At 63.6% G+C, this 16,876-nt stretch carries 21 protein-coding genes; 9 read left to right on the top strand and 12 right to left on the bottom strand.

Annotated elements, in window-relative coordinates:
• Positions 1 to 89: 89 nt before the first annotated feature.
• The 10 genes from lolD to AC1DMY_RS07345 all read right to left on the bottom strand — a co-directional run bounded on the left by lolD (position 90) and on the right by AC1DMY_RS07345 (position 6,929).
• Complete coding sequence (lolD, locus tag AC1DMY_RS07390; RefSeq protein WP_477164338.1) at positions 90 to 800, bottom strand: lipoprotein-releasing ABC transporter ATP-binding protein LolD; 711 nt, start codon at positions 798 to 800, stop codon at positions 90 to 92.
• On the bottom strand, positions 793 to 2,040 hold the full coding sequence (locus tag AC1DMY_RS07385; protein WP_477164337.1) for a lipoprotein-releasing ABC transporter permease subunit: 1,248 nt from the start codon (positions 2,038 to 2,040) through the stop codon (positions 793 to 795). The genes lolD and AC1DMY_RS07385 overlap by 8 nt, the downstream gene beginning before the upstream one ends.
• A 70-nt stretch (positions 2,041 to 2,110) precedes the next feature.
• Positions 2,111 to 2,566: a protein YgfX gene (locus tag AC1DMY_RS07380; RefSeq protein WP_477164336.1), complete on the bottom strand. Its 456-nt coding sequence runs from the start codon at positions 2,564 to 2,566 to the stop codon at positions 2,111 to 2,113.
• Positions 2,538 to 2,786, bottom strand: coding sequence for an FAD assembly factor SdhE (locus tag AC1DMY_RS07375; RefSeq protein WP_114823390.1), 249 nt, complete (start codon positions 2,784 to 2,786; stop codon positions 2,538 to 2,540). Before AC1DMY_RS07375 ends, AC1DMY_RS07380 begins: the two co-directional genes overlap by 29 nt.
• A 201-nt stretch (positions 2,787 to 2,987) precedes the next feature.
• Entirely contained in the window at positions 2,988 to 3,770 is a 783-nt protein-coding gene (locus AC1DMY_RS07370; protein WP_109125947.1) for a succinate dehydrogenase iron-sulfur subunit, read from the bottom strand.
• A gap of 21 nt (positions 3,771 to 3,791) precedes the next feature.
• Positions 3,792 to 5,579 carry a succinate dehydrogenase flavoprotein subunit gene (sdhA, locus tag AC1DMY_RS07365; RefSeq protein ID WP_477164335.1) on the bottom strand — a complete coding sequence of 596 codons (1,788 nt, stop codon included), beginning with the start codon at positions 5,577 to 5,579 and terminating at the stop codon, positions 3,792 to 3,794.
• 4 nt (positions 5,580 to 5,583) lie between these two features.
• Complete coding sequence (sdhD, locus tag AC1DMY_RS07360) at positions 5,584 to 5,997, bottom strand: succinate dehydrogenase, hydrophobic membrane anchor protein (protein WP_477164334.1); 414 nt, start codon at positions 5,995 to 5,997, stop codon at positions 5,584 to 5,586.
• Entirely contained in the window at positions 5,994 to 6,389 is a 396-nt protein-coding gene (gene sdhC, locus AC1DMY_RS07355; RefSeq protein WP_477164333.1) for a succinate dehydrogenase, cytochrome b556 subunit, read from the bottom strand. The genes sdhD and sdhC overlap by 4 nt, the downstream gene beginning before the upstream one ends.
• An 83-nt stretch (positions 6,390 to 6,472) precedes the next feature.
• Positions 6,473 to 6,640 carry a DUF1674 domain-containing protein gene (locus tag AC1DMY_RS07350; protein ID WP_204634504.1) on the bottom strand — a complete coding sequence of 56 codons (168 nt, stop codon included), beginning with the start codon at positions 6,638 to 6,640 and terminating at the stop codon, positions 6,473 to 6,475.
• Between the two features lie 34 nt (positions 6,641 to 6,674).
• Complete coding sequence (locus AC1DMY_RS07345) at positions 6,675 to 6,929, bottom strand: hypothetical protein (RefSeq protein WP_477164332.1); 255 nt, start codon at positions 6,927 to 6,929, stop codon at positions 6,675 to 6,677.
• 24 nt (positions 6,930 to 6,953) lie between these two features.
• On the opposite strand from AC1DMY_RS07345, the gene ygfZ reads away from it, so the two are divergent.
• Positions 6,954 to 7,568 carry a CAF17-like 4Fe-4S cluster assembly/insertion protein YgfZ gene (ygfZ, locus tag AC1DMY_RS07340; protein ID WP_477164331.1) on the top strand — a complete coding sequence of 205 codons (615 nt, stop codon included), beginning with the start codon at positions 6,954 to 6,956 and terminating at the stop codon, positions 7,566 to 7,568.
• A 462-nt stretch (positions 7,569 to 8,030) separates the two neighbouring features.
• Positions 8,031 to 8,465 carry a cell wall hydrolase gene (locus AC1DMY_RS07335; protein WP_046970111.1) on the top strand — a complete coding sequence of 145 codons (435 nt, stop codon included), beginning with the start codon at positions 8,031 to 8,033 and terminating at the stop codon, positions 8,463 to 8,465.
• A gap of 72 nt (positions 8,466 to 8,537) precedes the next feature.
• Here AC1DMY_RS07335 and AC1DMY_RS07330 read toward each other — a convergent pair whose 3' ends face one another.
• Both AC1DMY_RS07330 and AC1DMY_RS07325 read right to left on the bottom strand, forming a co-directional pair.
• On the bottom strand, positions 8,538 to 8,990 hold the full coding sequence (locus AC1DMY_RS07330) for an outer membrane lipoprotein (protein WP_477164330.1): 453 nt from the start codon (positions 8,988 to 8,990) through the stop codon (positions 8,538 to 8,540).
• Between the two features lie 11 nt (positions 8,991 to 9,001).
• Entirely contained in the window at positions 9,002 to 9,586 is a 585-nt protein-coding gene (locus AC1DMY_RS07325) for a glycine zipper 2TM domain-containing protein (protein WP_477164329.1), read from the bottom strand.
• A gap of 140 nt (positions 9,587 to 9,726) precedes the next feature.
• On the opposite strand from AC1DMY_RS07325, the gene AC1DMY_RS07320 reads away from it, so the two are divergent.
• From AC1DMY_RS07320 to phbB, 7 genes are all read left to right on the top strand, one after another.
• Positions 9,727 to 10,494 (top strand): TatD family hydrolase, encoded by a 768-nt coding sequence (locus AC1DMY_RS07320; RefSeq protein WP_477164328.1) that lies wholly within the window; start codon positions 9,727 to 9,729, stop codon positions 10,492 to 10,494.
• Between the two features lie 66 nt (positions 10,495 to 10,560).
• Positions 10,561 to 11,088, top strand: a complete 528-nt coding sequence (locus tag AC1DMY_RS07315) for a MarR family winged helix-turn-helix transcriptional regulator (RefSeq protein ID WP_477164327.1) — start codon at positions 10,561 to 10,563, stop codon at positions 11,086 to 11,088.
• Positions 11,085 to 12,590: an efflux transporter outer membrane subunit gene (locus AC1DMY_RS07310; RefSeq protein ID WP_477164326.1), complete on the top strand. Its 1,506-nt coding sequence runs from the start codon at positions 11,085 to 11,087 to the stop codon at positions 12,588 to 12,590. Before AC1DMY_RS07315 ends, AC1DMY_RS07310 begins: the two co-directional genes overlap by 4 nt.
• Positions 12,577 to 13,782, top strand: a complete 1,206-nt coding sequence (locus AC1DMY_RS07305) for an EmrA/EmrK family multidrug efflux transporter periplasmic adaptor subunit (protein ID WP_477164325.1) — start codon at positions 12,577 to 12,579, stop codon at positions 13,780 to 13,782. Before AC1DMY_RS07310 ends, AC1DMY_RS07305 begins: the two co-directional genes overlap by 14 nt.
• 12 nt (positions 13,783 to 13,794) lie before the next feature.
• Positions 13,795 to 15,348: a DHA2 family efflux MFS transporter permease subunit gene (locus AC1DMY_RS07300; RefSeq protein ID WP_477164324.1), complete on the top strand. Its 1,554-nt coding sequence runs from the start codon at positions 13,795 to 13,797 to the stop codon at positions 15,346 to 15,348.
• 147 nt (positions 15,349 to 15,495) lie between these two features.
• Entirely contained in the window at positions 15,496 to 15,981 is a 486-nt protein-coding gene (phaR, locus tag AC1DMY_RS07295) for a polyhydroxyalkanoate synthesis repressor PhaR (protein WP_046970103.1), read from the top strand.
• 99 nt (positions 15,982 to 16,080) lie between these two features.
• Positions 16,081 to 16,842: an acetoacetyl-CoA reductase gene (gene phbB / locus AC1DMY_RS07290; RefSeq protein ID WP_477164323.1), complete on the top strand. Its 762-nt coding sequence runs from the start codon at positions 16,081 to 16,083 to the stop codon at positions 16,840 to 16,842.
• Positions 16,843 to 16,876: the final 34 nt, after the last annotated feature.

The raw sequence follows: 16,876 nt of genomic DNA, 5'->3' as shown, positions 1-16,876 counted from the left end.
GGGATCAGGTTAATGCGTGCGAAGCAACGACGTCGCCGAAAAACCTGTAGGCCTGAAACACAAAGGCCGCCTTGCGGCGGCCTCGGTCGTCAGGCGTGGATCTTTTCCACGAGGCTGCCGTTGTGCAGTTCGAGCGTGCGATCCATGCGCTTGGCGAGGCGATTGTCGTGCGTGACCAGGATGAAGCTGGTGCCGATCTCGCGATTGAGTTCGATCATCAGGTCGTAGACCTGTGCCGCGTTGGTTTCGTCGAGATTGCCGGTGGGCTCATCGCCCAGCACCACGGCCGGACGCGTCACCAGCGCGCGCGCCACCGCACTGCGCTGGCGCTCGCCGCCCGAGAGTTCGGACGGCTTGTGATGCAAGCGCTGGCCCAGGCCTACCCGACCCAGCAGCGCCGCTGCCTGGCGTTCCGCTTCGCTGATGGACACGCCGCGGATCAACAGCGGCATGCACACATTCTCCAACGCGGTGAATTCCGGCAGCAAATGGTGGAACTGGTAGATGAAACCCATCGAGCGGTTGCGCACGCGGCCGCGCTCCGCATCGGAAAGGCTGGACAGGTTGCGCCCGTCCACTTCCACTTCGCCACGCGTCAGCGTGTCCAGGCCGCCGAGGATATGCAGCAGCGTGCTCTTGCCCGAACCGGATGCACCCACGATGGCCAGCGTCTCGCTGCGCTTCAGGGTGAAGCTCACGTCGGACAGCACATCGGTTTTCAGATCGCCTTCTTCGTACGTCTTGGCGATATGGCTTGCGCGCATCACCACGTCATTGGCGGGAGGATTCGGCTTATTCATAACGCAGCGCCTGCGCGGGCTGGGTGCGCGACGCACGCCAAGCGGGATAAAGGGTGGCCAGCAAGGAGAACAGGAAGGTGATCAGCGCCACCCAACCCACGTCGCTCGCCAGCAGTTTGCTCGGCAGCTCGCTGATGTAATAGACGTCCGGCGAGAGGAAGGTGACGCCGGTGACGTGTTCGATCCACTTCACCATGCCGGGCAGTTTCCAGGACAGCAGCGAACCCAGGCCCACGCCGAAACCAATGCCCACGAAGCCCACCAGCACGCCTTGCACCATGAACATGCCCATGATGCTGCGTGGTGTCGACCCGAGTGTGCGCAGGATGGCGATATCGGCCTGCTTGTCGGTCACCAGCATCATCAGCATCGAGATGAGGTTGATCACCGCCACCAGGATGATCAGCGAGAGGATGATGAACATCACCTTCTTCTCCATCGAAATGGCGGAGAAGAAGTTGGCGTGGCTGTCCATCCACGTGTCCACGCGGTAGACCTGCCCCAGCTGGTCGGCCAGTTCGCGCGCGACCTCGCGTGCATTGAACATGTCGTCGAGCTTCAGGCGGATACCGGTGGGGCCACCCAGGCGATTGAGCCGCTCGGCGTCGGTCATGTTGACCAGCGCTAGCCCGGAGTCGAACTCCTGCATGCCCATCTCGAACACGCCCGACACGGTGAAGGTGCGCAGGTTCGGCACGCTGCCGGTGATCGGCGAAGACTGGAACGCCGGCACGGCGACGATGACCTTGTCGCCCACCGCCACGCCCAGCTGCATCGCCAGCTCACGGCCCAGCACGATGTGCCAGCTGCCGGGCGTCAGCTCGGTGAGCTTGCCTTCGACCATGTGCTGGTCGAGGTCGGAGACTTTGGGCTCCTGCGCCGGCTCGATGCCGCGCAGCAAGCCGCCGGTGGAACGGCGCGCCTGCAGGAAGGCCTCGCTTTCCACATAGGGCGCGGCGCCAAGCACGTGTTTGTTGGCGCCAGCAATCTTCACCGCGCGCGGCCAATCCTGCACGGCTTCGCCCGGCATGCCGGAAACCGTGGCATGCGAAATGGCGCCGAGGATGCGCGAGCGCAACTCGTCGTCGAAGCCGTTCATCACCGACATCACCGTGATCAGCGCGGTCACGCTGATGGCGATGCAGACAATGGAGACGGTCGAGATGAAGGAGATGAATTGATTGCGACGCTTGGCGCGGGTGTAACGCAGGCCAATAAAAAGCTCTAGCGGTCGGAACATTAGGGCAGTCGCTTATGGGTATCGAAGGGGCTGGCCGCCCGAATGCTGACGATTATCGCCTGTAACGCGGCTAAACCGTAGGACCGCGGCCAGTTGCATAAGTGCCCGAGGCCTCGACCTGGGCCAGACGCATGCGCAGCCGGCGGCGGATATCGGCATCGCTATTGTCGGGCGCCAGCAGCAGCGTGGCGTGGCCCCGGTCGGCCTGCGACAGCCGCAGCCATACGGCTTGCGTGCCGATCACGCGATACGACGCCAGGGTCGCAGTGCAGTCCTGGTCGCCCCGTAATCTGAGGCTCCAGCGGCCATCACGCCCCCAGCCAGCTGCCTGCACCGGTACGCCAGTCCAGCGCAGCAGCGCCCGCCAGAGAGCCACTCCTATCGCGACGCTGATGGCGAGCTTGGCCAGCCACGGCGCAGCGCTTATCCATACGGCGAGCGTGGCGAGGACTGAAACCAGGAAGAGCAGACGGCCCAGCCAGCGCGAGGGCCGGTATTCAAAGCCGATGGCGGGCGCGGATGTCATCGATGATCGCCTGCCAGTCCGGACGCGTCGCCTTGGCGTGTCCCATCACCCAGTCCCAAAGGTCCGGGTCCTGCACGTCGAGCAGTTCATCGAAGGCCTGGCGCTGGGCTTCGTCGGCGCTGGCAAAGCGTTCGTCGAGCCAGCCGCCAAATAGGGCATCGAGCTCGCGGGTGCCGCGGCGGGTGCGCCAGCGGAGGCGTTTGATGCGGGCTTCGTCCATAAAACGCGGCGCCTCCTAGCGTAAGTACCTCTTCCTTGGGCAGAGCCCCAGGAAGAGGTAACAATAGCAGTAGAGAATCTTGAGAACCGTCGTCTTTCCCCCGTCATCCCTTCGAAAGCAGGGATCCAGCGCCTTTGCTTCTGTGACCGAAGGCACTGGATTCCCGCTTTCGCGGGAATGACGAAGGATTTGAGGTTTTCATCAGGTCCGACGCTCGACGATCAACTTCTTGATCTCCGCAATCGCCTTCGCCGGGTTCAAACCCTTCGGGCAGGTGCGGGCGCAGTTCATGATCGTGTGGCAGCGATACAGCTTGAACGGATCTTCCAGATCGTCCAAACGCGCACCGGTGTCCTCATCGCGGCTGTCGATGATCCAGCGATAAGCCTGCAGCAGGATGGCGGGACCGAGGTAGCGGTCGCCGTTCCACCAGTAGCTCGGGCAGCTGGTCGAGCAGCAGGCGCACAGGATGCACTCGTACAGACCGTCGAGCTTCTTGCGGTCTTCCGGCGACTGCAGGCGCTCCTTGTCGGCCGGCGCCGGGCTCTGCGTACGCAGCCATGGCTTGATCGAGGCGAACTGGGCGTAGAAGTGCGTGAGGTCGGGCACCAGATCCTTCACCACCGGCATATGCGGCAGCGGGTAGATCTTCACGTCGCCCGAGGCGCAATCCTCGATGGCCTTGGTGCAGGCCAGCGTGTTGGTGCCATCGATGTTCATCGCGCACGAACCGCAGATGCCTTCGCGGCACGAGCGGCGCAGGGTGAGCGTCGAATCGATCTCGTTCTTGATCTTCAGCAGCGCGTCCAGAACCATCGGGCCGCACGAAGCCATGTCGACTTCATACGTATCGATGCGCGGGTTCTGGCCATCGTCCGGGCTCCAGCGATAGATGCGGAAGGTGCGCGGCTTCTTTGCATCCTTGGCCGGAAAGTGCTTGCCCGGCTGGACTTTGGAATTTTTGGGAAGCGAAAACTCAGCCACAGTGGCTCTCCAGTCCGGGTATCAGTAAGTGCGCTTTTTCGGCGGCACGACTTCGACATCGTTCGTCATGGTGTACATGTGCACCGGACGGAAATCGAAGTTGGTTTTGCCGGCTTCATCGACCGACACCATGGTGTGCTTCTGCCACACATGGTCGTCGCGATCGGGGAAGTCCTCGCGGGCATGCGCGCCGCGGCTCTCGTGACGCTGCTCGGCCGAATACATGGTGGCCACGGCCTGGTCGAGCAGGTTGGCCAGTTCCAGCGTTTCGATCAGGTCGGAGTTCCACACCAGCGAACGATCGCTGACGCCCACGTCCTTGAACGATTCGCGCACCTTGGAGATCTTCTCGCAGCCTTCCTTGAGCGACTCGCCGGTGCGGAACACCGCCGCATCGGACTGCATGGTGCGCTGCATTTCCGCACGGATCTTCGCGGTCGGCTGGCTGCCCTTGGCGTTGCGCAGGCCGTCGAAGCGAGCCAGTGCCTTGTCCAGCACGCTGGCCGGCAGATCCTTGTGCGCCGTGTCCGGCTTGATGATCTCGGCGCAGCGATGCGACACCGCGCGACCAAACACCACCAGGTCGAGCAGCGAGTTGGAGCCCAGGCGGTTGGCGCCATGCACCGACACGCAAGCCGCTTCGCCGATGGCGAACAGGCCCGGCACCACGGCATCGACGTCGTCGCCGCGCTTCTGCACCACTTCACCGTGATAGTTGGTGGGGATGCCGCCCATGTTGTAGTGCACGGTCGGGATGACCGGGATCGGCTCCTTGGTCACGTCCACGCCGGCGAAGATGCGCGCCGATTCGGCGATGCCCGGCAGGCGTTCGTGGATCACGTTCGCGCCCAGGTGCATCAGGTTGATGTGGATATGATCCTTGTGCTCGCCGACGCCGCGGCCTTCGCGGATTTCCATCGTCATGGCGCGACTGACCACGTCACGCGAAGCGAGATCCTTGGCGTTGGGCGCGTAGCGCTCCATGAAGCGCTCGCCGTTGGAGTTGGTCAGGTATCCGCCTTCGCCACGCACGCCTTCGGTGATCAGGCAGCCCGAACCGTAGATGCCGGTCGGATGGAACTGCACGAACTCCATGTCCTGCAGTGCAAGACCCGCGCGCAGCACCATGCCGCCGCCGTCGCCGGTGCAGGTATGCGCCGAAGTGGCGCTGAAGTACGCGCGGCCGTAACCGCCGGTCGCCAGCACCACCGCGTGGCCGCGGAAGAAATGCAAGGTGCCTTCGTTCATGTCCAGCGCGAGCACGCCGCGGCACACACCTTCTTCGTCGAAGATGAGGTCGATGGCGAAGTACTCGATGAAGAACGTGGCGTCATGCGCCAGCGCCTGCTGGTACAGCGTGTGCAGGATGGCGTGACCGGTACGGTCGGCCGCGGCGCAGGTGCGCTGCGCGGTGCCCTTGCCGTAGTGCGTGGTCATGCCGCCGAACGGACGCTGGTAGATCTTGCCTTCCTCGGTACGCGAGAACGGCACGCCGTAGTGTTCCAGCTCGATGATCGCCGGAATCGCCTCGCGGCACATGTATTCGATCGCGTCCTGGTCGCCGAGCCAGTCGGAACCCTTGATCGTGTCGTAGAAGTGGAAGCGCCAGTCGTCCTCGCCCATGTTGCCGAGCGCGGCGGAGATGCCGCCCTGCGCCGCCACGGTGTGCGAGCGGGTCGGGAAGACCTTGGTGATGCACGCGGCCTTGAGGCCCTTCTCGGCCAGGCCGAAGGTGGCGCGCAGGCCCGCGCCGCCGGCGCCGACCACGATCACGTCGTACTTATGCTGTTGGATCTTGTAGCTTTCCATCGAATCAGGCTCCCAGCGCCACGCGCAGCACGGCCATCAAGGTGGCCAACGTGCCGAGCACTGCAATGAACTTCACCAGCACCAGGAGGGAAACCTCCACCCAGCGGGTATGGACGTAATCTTCGATCACCACCTGCAGGCCCAGCACCGCGTGCCAGCACATGGCCAGCACGAAGGCGACCAGCAGCAACGCGTTCCACGGCTTGGCGATCATGGCGCGAGCGGTGGCGTAGTCGGCGTGCAAGGCGCCCAGCACCGCCACCACGAACCAGATGCCGAGGAACACCAGCGCGGCGGCGGTGATGCGCTGCGTCCACCAGTGACCGACACCGGACTGCGCCGAGCCGAGGCCGCGGGCGCGCTTCAAGGGATTGCGCAACTCCTTGCGCACGTCGTACTGCGGACCGTTGGCGCTCATGCGGCACCTCCGGCCGTCAGCACGTAAGCCCACACGATGATGGTCAGCACCACGCTACCGATGATCGAGAGCCAGCTGGAACGAATGAACTGCGGAATGGCGTAGCCCATGCCGCCGTCCTGGATCAGGTGGCGGATGCCGTTGCAGAGGTGGAAGAACAGTGCCCAGCTCCAGCCAATCATCAGGATCATGCCGATCGGGCTGCCGATGCAGGTCTTGAACTGGTTGTAGCTGTCTTCGCCGCTGGCGAGGGAGAACACACCCCACAACACGAGCAAGGTTCCGACGGAGAGGGCGATACCGGTAGCGCGGTGCACGATGGAGGTCACCATCTGCACTTGCCACTTATATATGCCCATGTGGGGAGAGAGCGGTCGTTGCGTGTCTGCCATGGCGGCTATCCTGGGTGGAATCGCTGATGCCCTTTACCGCCCTTCCCGTTTCCGACGACGCCGACCCGAGCCGGCGCGGCGAATCAGAAGTCGATACAGCGCCCGTTCTTTTCCCAATCGCCGTAGCGGGTGGGATCGGGGGCCGCTCGCTCCGTCGAAGTCTTGTCCGTGGCCGGAACCGCGGGCACGGGAACCTGCTCCACCGGAGCGGACGCGGGCTTGGACTCAGTTTGGGAGGAGGTATCGGACATGGTGTTTGAAAGCCGTAAAAGCGTAATACCTGCGTTAATGCAGCACAACCTTGACGACGGTGCGCTGCTCTGCCAGTAGCGCGGCAGCCCTTGTGACCTGGCCACCCCGCCCATACGTCCCCTTCTTATGCCTAACGACCTCACCGCCCAGACCCTGCTGATCGAAGGCACCGATGCCGTTGCCTTTGCGCAAGCCCAGTTCACCAGCGATGTCCAGTCGCTTGCCGTCGGCCACTGGCAGTTTAGTGCTTGGCTCGACGCCCAGGGCCGCGTGCTTGCCTTGTTCCACCTTGCGCGTATCGCCGATGACTCGTTGCTGCTGCTGTTGCGCGGCGGCGATGCATCCTCGATGGCGGCATCGCTGCAACGCTTCGTGTTTCGCTCCAAGGTCAAACTGAGTGTGCTCGAACCGCGCGCGCTTGCCACTGGCGCAGCACTCACGACGTACGCCGTGCATCGTGAAGGCGATGCGTACGTATTCGGTTGCGGTGATCACAGCGTGATCGTCGGCGCTGCAACTGCCGACGATGCGTGGCGAGCGTTGCAGGTACGCGCGGGCTGGCCATGGTTGCCGAAAGACGCATTGGGCGCATTGCTACCGCCTGCTATTTCGCTCGAGCGCCTGCAAGCGGTCGCGTTCGACAAAGGCTGTTATCCCGGCCAGGAAATCGTGGCGCGCCTGCACTATCGCGGCGGACACAAGCGGCATATGCATTGCGTCGTATTGTCGCAGTTTGTGAGCGGGGGCACCGTGCTGCACCGTAACGGTGACAAGAGCATTCAATTGCTCGATGTAGCGAATGACGATGCAACCTTTCGAGCGCTTGCAGTCATAGACGATGGTCTAATGAATTCGCTTGACGATGCATCGCGCATCGATACTGACGAAGGCATCCGCTTGCATGTTGCGCAGAGTTGGCCTGCATGACGAAACACACAAGCGCAAAGATTCACGAAGCGAGATGACAATGTGAGTGTGACGTGAACCTGAACTGCCAGGCACTTGCCAGATCAGAAATCGGCCACTAGTCTCGCCAACCAATTCGACTGATACCCACTGCCCTGGGTGTCGACATACGCGACGAACCGGAGGGGTCCGGATCAGCGCGACCCGACAGAGATGTCGGTGTATCCAGTCCGCCCTTGGCGCGGATGACGTTGCAGGCAACGCGGTCCTTAGTACCCGATCTATGCCCTTGCAGCACCACAAGTTTTGAGTGGCACCGGAACAGCCGCTCGACTGGCCACAATCCCGTGGCAAACCGCCTGACCACAAGTTTCGGTCGCGGCGATCAATCCAGGTGGAACGGCCTGCCCGCCCGTCCACCGCAACGGCGCGCGAAGTCAGCAGTACCGACCTCACGCGTACAGCACGTTGGAGGCAGACTCAATGAAACTTTCCATGCTGTTGTGGTTAGCGTCCGTGCTACCCCAGCCCCTCGCGGACCAGACCTGCCTGGCCACGACGGTGTATCTCGAGGCACGCAGTGAATCGACCCTCGGCCAGTATGCCGTGGCCGAAGTTGCTCTTCGTCGTCGCGACCGCGGCACCTGGGGCGACAATGTTTGCGAGGTGGTCAAGTCACCGCGGCAATTCGCATTGACTACCACCGCAAGCACATTCGAAGTGACCGATCTCAACTCCTGGACCAAGGCGTGGAAGATTGCTGGTGATTCGATCAGCAATTGGAGCCTGCCAAAGGGAGAGCGCACCGTGTACGTGCCGCAAGCAGATCATTTCGCCACGCTCGCCGTGACCACCGCGTGGTCCACGAAACGCGTCAAGACCATTGGCGAACACGCGTTCTACGCGGTCAGCAACTAAGCAAACCCCTCCCCATAAAAAAAGGCCCTCGCAAGAGGGCCTTTTTTGTTTGGACGTCCAGACGTCTTTACGTCAGAGTCGGTACACGAGGTTGTTGCGGATCTGCACGTAGTCACCAGGACGGACCTGGGGATCTGCCGCCTGCGTCACCGTGGCATAGCGACCGTCGTCCAGCTTGATGGTGACCTGCCATGCGACATCGGGTCCGCTATTGTTCTTGCCGACCTGATTGCCGATGGCGCCGCCCGCCACCGCACCAGCCACGGTGGTCAGGGCCTTGCCGCTGCCGCCACCGAACTGATTGCCGATCACGCCGCCAGCGATGCCGCCGATGACCATGCCCAGCGGCGACGATTCCTTCTGGGTCTGGATCTGCCGCACGTCACTGACCACGCCACACTGCTCGCAACGGTTGGAAGCGCCGCTGTAAGCCACCTGGCGCTGCGGTGGCGTCTGGCAACCGGAAAGCAGCGCAACAGCGGAAACAAGTCCTACGACAGCCAAATGTCTAAGCAGTGTTTGCATGGCGTGAATCCTCAGTGAGCGTCGGAAACGGCTACCACACCTTCCTGTACCTGCAGCCTGTCACCCGGATCGTGATCCATTCGTACAGTGCGGGTCACGCCGTTGTACTCGTAACTCACATCGTATGCCACCACCTTGTCGCCACCGCTGCCGGCCACTGTGGTGCATTTACGCTGCGTGGTTTGCTGGGTGGCGTTGGCCTGGTGATTGGCCTGGATTTCGTGACCCGCGTAGCCACCGCCAACAGCGCCGGCCACGGTCGCCAGCGTACGGCCCTTGCCGCCGCCGACCTGGTTGCCGAGCAAGCCACCGGCCACGGCACCAATGGCCGTACCAGCAATCTGGTGGGTGTCCTGCACCGGTTTGTGCGTGGTCACCACCTCGTCATGACATACCTGCTGCGGCGCACTCGCAGCCTCACGGACCGGCGTCACGCTCGTCACGCGTGCGTACTTGGCACCATCGGCAGCCCCTTGCTGCTGCGCAGCGGCGCCCACGCCACCGTCAGCATTCGCGTCCCGATTACACGCCGAAAGACCCACCATCAATACACCGGCGAAACCGACATGCAGCGCCGAAACGACCAACCTGTTCATAATGCTCTCCTAGTGGGACCAGCGGAGCGCCCCCGCTCCTGCTTGAATTCGATTCCAGCGCAATCATTGAACCTCTGGGTCACTGAATGCTCGCTTAGACCGAAGCCGCGCATTGTTTCAAATTCAGGATGCCCCTTACTGTGCTCGAACTCACCGACAGCCATGCGCACATCGATGATGCGGGTTTCGCACCCGATCGGGACGCCATGTTCCAGCGTGCGCGCGACGCCGGCATCAGGCACATCGTGGTACCGGCCATCGATCGCGCATCCTGGCCGCGGATTGCCGAACTGGCCGCCGATCACGCCTGCGTGCTGCCCGCCTATGGCATGCATCCGATCTATCTCGACGAGCATCGTCCCGAGCACCTCGATGAGCTGGCCGCGTGGCTGAGGGCGCATCGCGCGGTCGCCGTGGGCGAGATTGGCCTTGACTATTTTCTGCCCGAACTCGACGTCGAGCGGCAGCGGTTTTACTTCCAGCAGCAATTGCATATAGCGCGCGAGTTCGATCTGCCGGTCATCGTCCATGCGCGACGCGCGATGGATGAAGTCACCTCCACCATGCGCCGCATGGGTGGATTACGTGGCGTGGTTCACAGTTTCTCGGGCAGCCAGCAACAAGCCGAGCGGCTATGGGAGCTGGGCTTTTGTCTGGGCATCGGCGGGCCGGTGACGTATGAACGCGCACAACGACTTCGTCACATCGTCGCGACCATGCCCGTCGAACGATTGCTGCTGGAGACGGACGCACCCGACCAGCCCGGCGCCTGCCATCGCGGCGAGCGCAACGAGCCGTCGAACATGGTCGAAGTGCTGCAGGTGATCGCCGGGCTCCGCGGCGTCAGCCCCGAGGCCATCGCCGAAGCCACTACCCGCAACGCCCGGAATCTATTCCGGTTCGATTGACTCTTGCGGGCCGATCGAAGCCGATGCTAGCCTAATTACTTCACTGGCGAACTATTCTTTGGTGAAATGAAGCGCATGCATGAGTGCCTCGACCATATGGACGAGGGAATTGGTCGTGTCAGCGAGATCTTTCCGGACCTTCCCGTCCAGGAAGTCGTGCTCACGCGCCTGTTGTTGCTGGTCGGGGGCACCCTGCTCGGCGAGCTGGAAAGCAAGCTCAAGCCACACGGCTTGAACGACAGCGACTTCCGCACGCTGATGATGATCTACAGCAGCCCCACCGGCAGCGCGACGCCCACCGAGTTGTGCGAGTACGCGCAGCAAGGCGCCACCAACATGACGCGCATCGCCAACGTACTGGTCAAGGGCGGCCTGATCACACGGGCCACCAGCGCAGAAGATCGACGCCGGGTCGTGCTGAGCATCACGACCGCCGGCAAGCGACTTGTGCGAAAGATTCTTCCTCCGCTCTTCCCCAACGTTCATGGCGCGTTCGCCTCGTTGAGTGCCGCCGACAAGCGCACGCTCGACCGCCTTCTGCGCCAGATCGCCGTCAACATCGATTCGCTCACTCAGCCGGACGCTGGTCCATGACTCCTCACTCCCTCTTACGCCACGGACTCGGCCGTCGCGCGCTGCTTGCCTGCGCGATCGCTGTGGCCGTTGTGGGCTGTTCCATCCCCGCCAAGTTGAATCGGCCACCGGTGCGCGACGATGTTCCGCTGGCCGGCCTTCAGACCGGCCATCGCGCCGGCTGGCCCGATGCCGCGTGGTGGAAGCAGTACAACGACCCGCAGCTCGATCAGCTGATCGACTTGGCGATGGAGGATTCGCCGGATCTGGCCCAGGCCAAGTCGCGCGTGGATTCGGCGCAGCAGAATATTCGTGCAGCCACGGCACAGGCCGGGCTGAGCGTGAACGGCAGCGCGCAAGTCGAGCGTCAGCGGTTGAGCGAAACAGGCCTGATCCCGCCGAAGTTCCTCGGCTTCACCTGGTACAACCAGGGCGATATCGGCGTGCAGGCGCAGTACGACTTCGACTGGTGGGGCAAGAAGCGCAACACCATCGAGTCGGCGGTTGATCAGGCGCATGCGGCCGAAGCGCAGCACAGCGCGGCCGCGCTTGCCATCCAGAGCAATGTCGCCGACACCTACTTCGGCTGGCTCGCCGATCAGAGCCGCATTGCCCTGGCCAAGCAGACCGTACAGACGGCCGAGCAGCTCGAGCAGATCGCGCAACTGCGCGTGAAGCAAGGCGTGGATCGTCCGGATACGGTGCAGTCGGCCAAGGCGCAGACCGCGTCCGCTCGGCAGATGCTGGTGGTGCTCGAAAGCTCCGCGCGCATTCGTGAAGCGGCGCTCGCCAGCCTGTGCGGCGTGTCGCCGGCACAGCTGCCCGCCTTGCAGCCGCGCGCACTGCCTGAGGCCACCACCGGACTGCCGGACAATGTCGGCGTCGATCTGATCGCGCGCCGTCCCGATATCGCCGCCAGCCTCTGGCAGGTGGAATCGGCGCTGCGCCAGACCGATGTGGCGCGCGCGGAATTCTTCCCCGACATCAGCATCAGCGCGATGGCGGGCCTGTCGAGTATCGACCTCGACAAGATGTTCAACGCCGGCAGCCGTGTGTTCGGCCTGACCCCAGCCCTGCATCTGCCGATCTTCACCGGCGGCCTGCTCGAGGCGAACTACGGCGTGAGCAAGGCCCAGCTCGACGCCGCCGTGGCGCAGTACAACAGCACCGTGCTGAGCGCCGCGCGCGATGTCGCCACGCAAAGCCTGACCGCGGATCAGATCCAGGATCGCCGCAAGCAGCAGGCGCGCGAAATCGCCGCCAACCAGCAACTGCTCGCCAACGCCCAATCGCGCGTCAAGCGCGGCGTGAGCGACAGCCGAGAATCGCTGAGTGCGCAGGCGGATCTTCTGCAGCAGCAGGACAGTGATGTGACCCTGCAAGGTCAGGCGCTCTCCACCGATATCTCGCTGATCAAGGCCCTGGGCGGCGGCTACCGCGCCAGCCTGCCGGCGCAGGCATCCAGCGACCACCCCTCTTCCCCTTTGAACCTTTCCGGAGACGCCCCGAATGAGCGCCACTGATTCCGACGTCAAGAACAACAACGACAACGACAGCGGCATGGCGGCGAAGGACCCCGCCAAGCGCCGTCGCGCGCTGTTCATCGTCGCCGCGGTCTTCGTGCTGGCCGCCGTGGCGTGGCTGCTGCTGTGGCTGTTCGTGTTCTCCACCCGCGAGAAGACCGACAACGCCTATGTCGGCGGCAACCAGGTGGCGATTTCCGCGCAGGTGCCCGGCATCGTGGTGGCCATCCTGGCCGACGACACGCAGCGCGTCGAAGCCGGCCAGGTGTTGGTGAAGCTCGACAACACCGACGCCGACGTGCGCCTGCAGCAGATGAGCAGCGCGCTCGCGCAGGCCGTGCGCCAAGTGCGCCAGCAGACCGAATCCGCCACCAGTGCCGATGCCCAGGTGGCCAAGGCCCGCGTCGATCTGAAGAAGGCCCAGGCCGATCTTGCCCGTCGCGCACCGCTGGTGGCCGCCCAGGCCGAAGCGCCGGAAACGGTGCAGCACCTGCGCGATGCCGTCGACCAGGCGCAGGCTTCGCTCGACGCGGCGCAGGCCCAGGCCGCGGCTTCGCACGCCACCATCGAAGGCACCCGCATCGCCACCAACCCGGCGGTGGAACAGGCACGCGCCAATTACCGTTCGGCCTGGATCGCCGCACAGCGCAACTACATCTACGCGCCGGTCACCGGTTACGTGGCCCAGCGCAGCGTGCAGGTAGGCAATAGCGTGCAGCCCGGCCAGCAGCTGATGGCGGTGGTGCCGCTGCACAACCTGTGGGTGGACGCGAACTTCAAGGAAAACCAGTTGCGCCACATCCGCGTGGGCCAGCCGGCCAAGGTCGAGGCCGATGTCTACGGCGGCAGCGTCGAATTCCACGGCAAGGTGATCGGCCTGGGCGCCGGCACCGGCAGCGTGTTCTCCCTGCTGCCCGCGCAGAACGCCACCGGCAACTGGATCAAGGTGGTGCAGCGCGTGCCCGTGCGCATCGCGCTGGACGACAAGGAGCTCGACGAGCATCCGCTGCGCGTGGGCCTGTCCACCGATGTCACCGTCACTATCAGCGATGACAAGGGCGCCATGAATGCGGCGCTCGGCAACGGTCAGCCGATCGCGGCAACCACGGTGTACGACCAGATGGCCGGCAAGGCCGACGAAGAGGCCGAGAAGATCATCAAGGCCAACCTCGGCCAGCACGACGCGAACTGATAAAGCATCCCCATGGCCGCCAACCCCACCGAAGACAAGCCGCTTCCGCCCTTGCACGGTACCGCGCTGGTCTTGCTGACCATCGCCGTCGCCTTCAGCACCTTCATGGAGGTGCTGGACATGACCATCGTCAACGTGGCTGTGCCGCACATCGCGGGCAGCCTTGGCGTGAGCGCGAGCGAAGGCACCTGGACGATCAGCTCGTACTCGCTGGCCAGCGCCATCATGCAGCCGCTCACCGGCTGGATCGCGCGCCGCTTCGGCGAGGTGAAGACCTTTGTCGTCTCCGTCGGCCTGTTCGTGGTGTTCTCCATGCTATGCGGCCTGGCCACGTCGATGCCCATGCTGGTGTTTGCGCGCCTGATGCAGGGCGCCGGCTCCGGCCCGATGGTGGCGCTGTCGCTCACGTTGCTGCTGGCGAGCTATCCGAAGACCAAACAAGGCGTCGCGCTCGCGTTGTGGGCGATGACCGTGGTGGTGGCGCCGATCTTCGGACCGATCCTGGGTGGCTGGATCACCGACAACTTCTCTTGGCCGTGGATTTTCTACATCAACCTGCCGGTGGGAGTCCTCGCCGGCGTGATCACCTGGGCGCTGCTGCGCAAGCGCGAAACCAAGACCTATCAGTCGCCGATCGACGTGATCGGCCTGGTGCTGCTGGTGGTCGGCGTGGGCTCATTGCAGTTCATGCTGGACAACGGCAACGACCATGACTGGTTCTCCTCGCCGATGATCACCACGCTGGGCCTGATCGCACTGATCTGCCTGGTCTTCCTGGTGGTGTGGGAGCTGCACGCCAAGCATCCGGTGGTGGAACTGAGCCTGTTCAAGGAACGCAATTTCACCGCGGGCGTGGTGGCGCTGTCGCTGGGCATGTTCGCGTTCTTCGGCATCAACGTGGTGTTTCCGCTGTGGCTGCAGACCACGCTGGGCTACACAGCCACCTGGGCCGGTCTGGCCACGGCGCCGGTAGGCATCCTGGCCTTCCTGCTTTCGCCCATCCTCGGGCGCAATATGCACAGGCTGGAATTGCGCGCGGTGGTGACGTTCGCCTTCGTGGTGTTCGCCGCCACCTCCTACTGGTTCTCCACCTACGACAGCTCGGCGTCGTTCAACTCGCTGGTGTGGCCGCGCTTCGTGATGGGTATTGCCATCCCCTGCTTCTTCATCCCACTCAACCAGATCTATCTGGCGGGACTGCCCGCAAACGAGATTGCCAGCGCCAGCGGCCTGGCCAACTTCTTCCGCACACTGGGCTCGAGCGTATCCACCGCGGTGACCGTGACGCTATGGCAGCACCGCGGCATCCTGCATCACGCCACCCTGAGCGAGAACGTGACCAGCGCCAGCCAGCCGGCCACCCAGGTCCTGTCGCAGCTTACCCACGCCGGCAACAGCCAGACCCAGGCGCTGGGCATCGTCGATCAGCTGGTGAACCGCGAAGCGCTTACCCTGGCGGTGAACGATATCTTCCTGCTCTGCGCCGTCCTGTTCCTGGTGCTGATCCCGGTGATCTGGCTGGCCAAGCCGCCGTTTGGCTCGGCGGGAGGCCCTGGCGGGCATTAAGCGGTGCCGGAATGTTCCCAATCCGGCACAAACCGGCAACAACCAGCAGGTATTTGATCTAACAGCATTTGCTGCGACGGGCCAGTGCAGCAATTAATACCACTTGGGCGACTGGTGCGCCGCAATACCTTCTGCTAGTTTGTGTGCATGGCACAAACGATGCGCACCATTAAGAAGTATCCGAACCGTCGACTCTACGACACGGAAATCTCCAGCTACATCACGCTGGAGGAAGTCCGTCAGCTCGTGCTCGACAACGAAACCTTCGAAGTCCGTGACGCCAAGAGCGGTGAGGATCTCACCCGTTCGGTGCTGTTGCAGATCATCTCTGAGCATGAGGAAAAGGGGCAGCCGATGCTCTCTCCCCAACTGCTCAGCCAGATCATCCGCTTCTACGGCGACTCGCTGCAGGGTTTCATGGGCCCTTACCTGGAGCGCAGCCTGCAGGTCTTCCTTGACCAGCAGCAGCAGTTCCGCACCCAGCTGAACAGCCTGCTGGGCCAGACGCCGTGGTCCATGCTCAATGATCTGACCGAGCGCAACATGGATGCCTGGCGCAACATGCAGCGCGGCCTGATCGACGCTGCCACGCAGGGCCAGCCGCCGCGCAGCGGCACCAAGAAGCCCGGCTGATTCGCCGCGGCCGGCGCCTACACGCCGGCCACCCTGCCGTCTCATTCGCCGCTGCAGCACAACACGTGCTGCCCTGCGGCATGTGCACGAGTCCTTCACATGAATTCCCACACTCGCAACTCTCGCGTTGCCATCGTCACGGGCGGCATCGGCGGTCTCGGTACCGAGATCTGTCGGCAGCTGGCCCAGGCAGGGCGGCAGGTAATCGCCGTCGACCTGGCGGGTCGCGAAGAGCGGCTGCAGGCGTTCCAGCACGAGCTGGCCGATCTCAATGGCGCGGTGAAGTTCGAGCCCGCCGATGTCAGCCATTTCGACGGCTGCGCTGAGTTGATCGGACGGGTGGAACGGCAGCACGGCAGCGTAGACATTCTGGTCAACGCCGCCGGCATCACTCGCGACACCAGCCTGCGCAAGATGACGCCGCAGCAATGGCATGAGTTGATGCGGGTGAATCTGGATGGCGTCTTCAACATGTGCCGCAACGTGGTCGAAGGCATGACTACGCGTGGCTTTGGCCGCATCGTGAACCTCAGCTCGGTCAATGGGCAGACCGGGCAGTTCGGCCAGACCAACTACTCCGCCGCCAAGGCCGGCGTGCATGGCTTCGGCATGGCGCTGGCGCGCGAGACGGCGCGCAAGGGCGTGACGGTGAACACCGTATCGCCGGGCTATTGCGATACGGCTCTGGTGGCCGCGGTGCCGCAGGATATCCGCGAGCAGATCATCTCGGATATTCCGGTAGGCCGGCTTGGATCGCCGGGGGATATTGCCCGTGCGGTTGCCTTCCTGACTGCCGATGACGCTGGCTATATCACGGGCGCGAACCTACCGGTCAACGGCGGGTATTTCATGAGTTTTTGAGGGACGCTCGCCCTGCCTGCGCGGGCCATCCACC

The organism is Dyella sp. 01L423 (assembly GCF_056399945.1).
The sequence above is the reverse complement of the archived record's forward strand: the minus strand, read 5'-3'. Positions and strand labels throughout refer to the sequence as shown.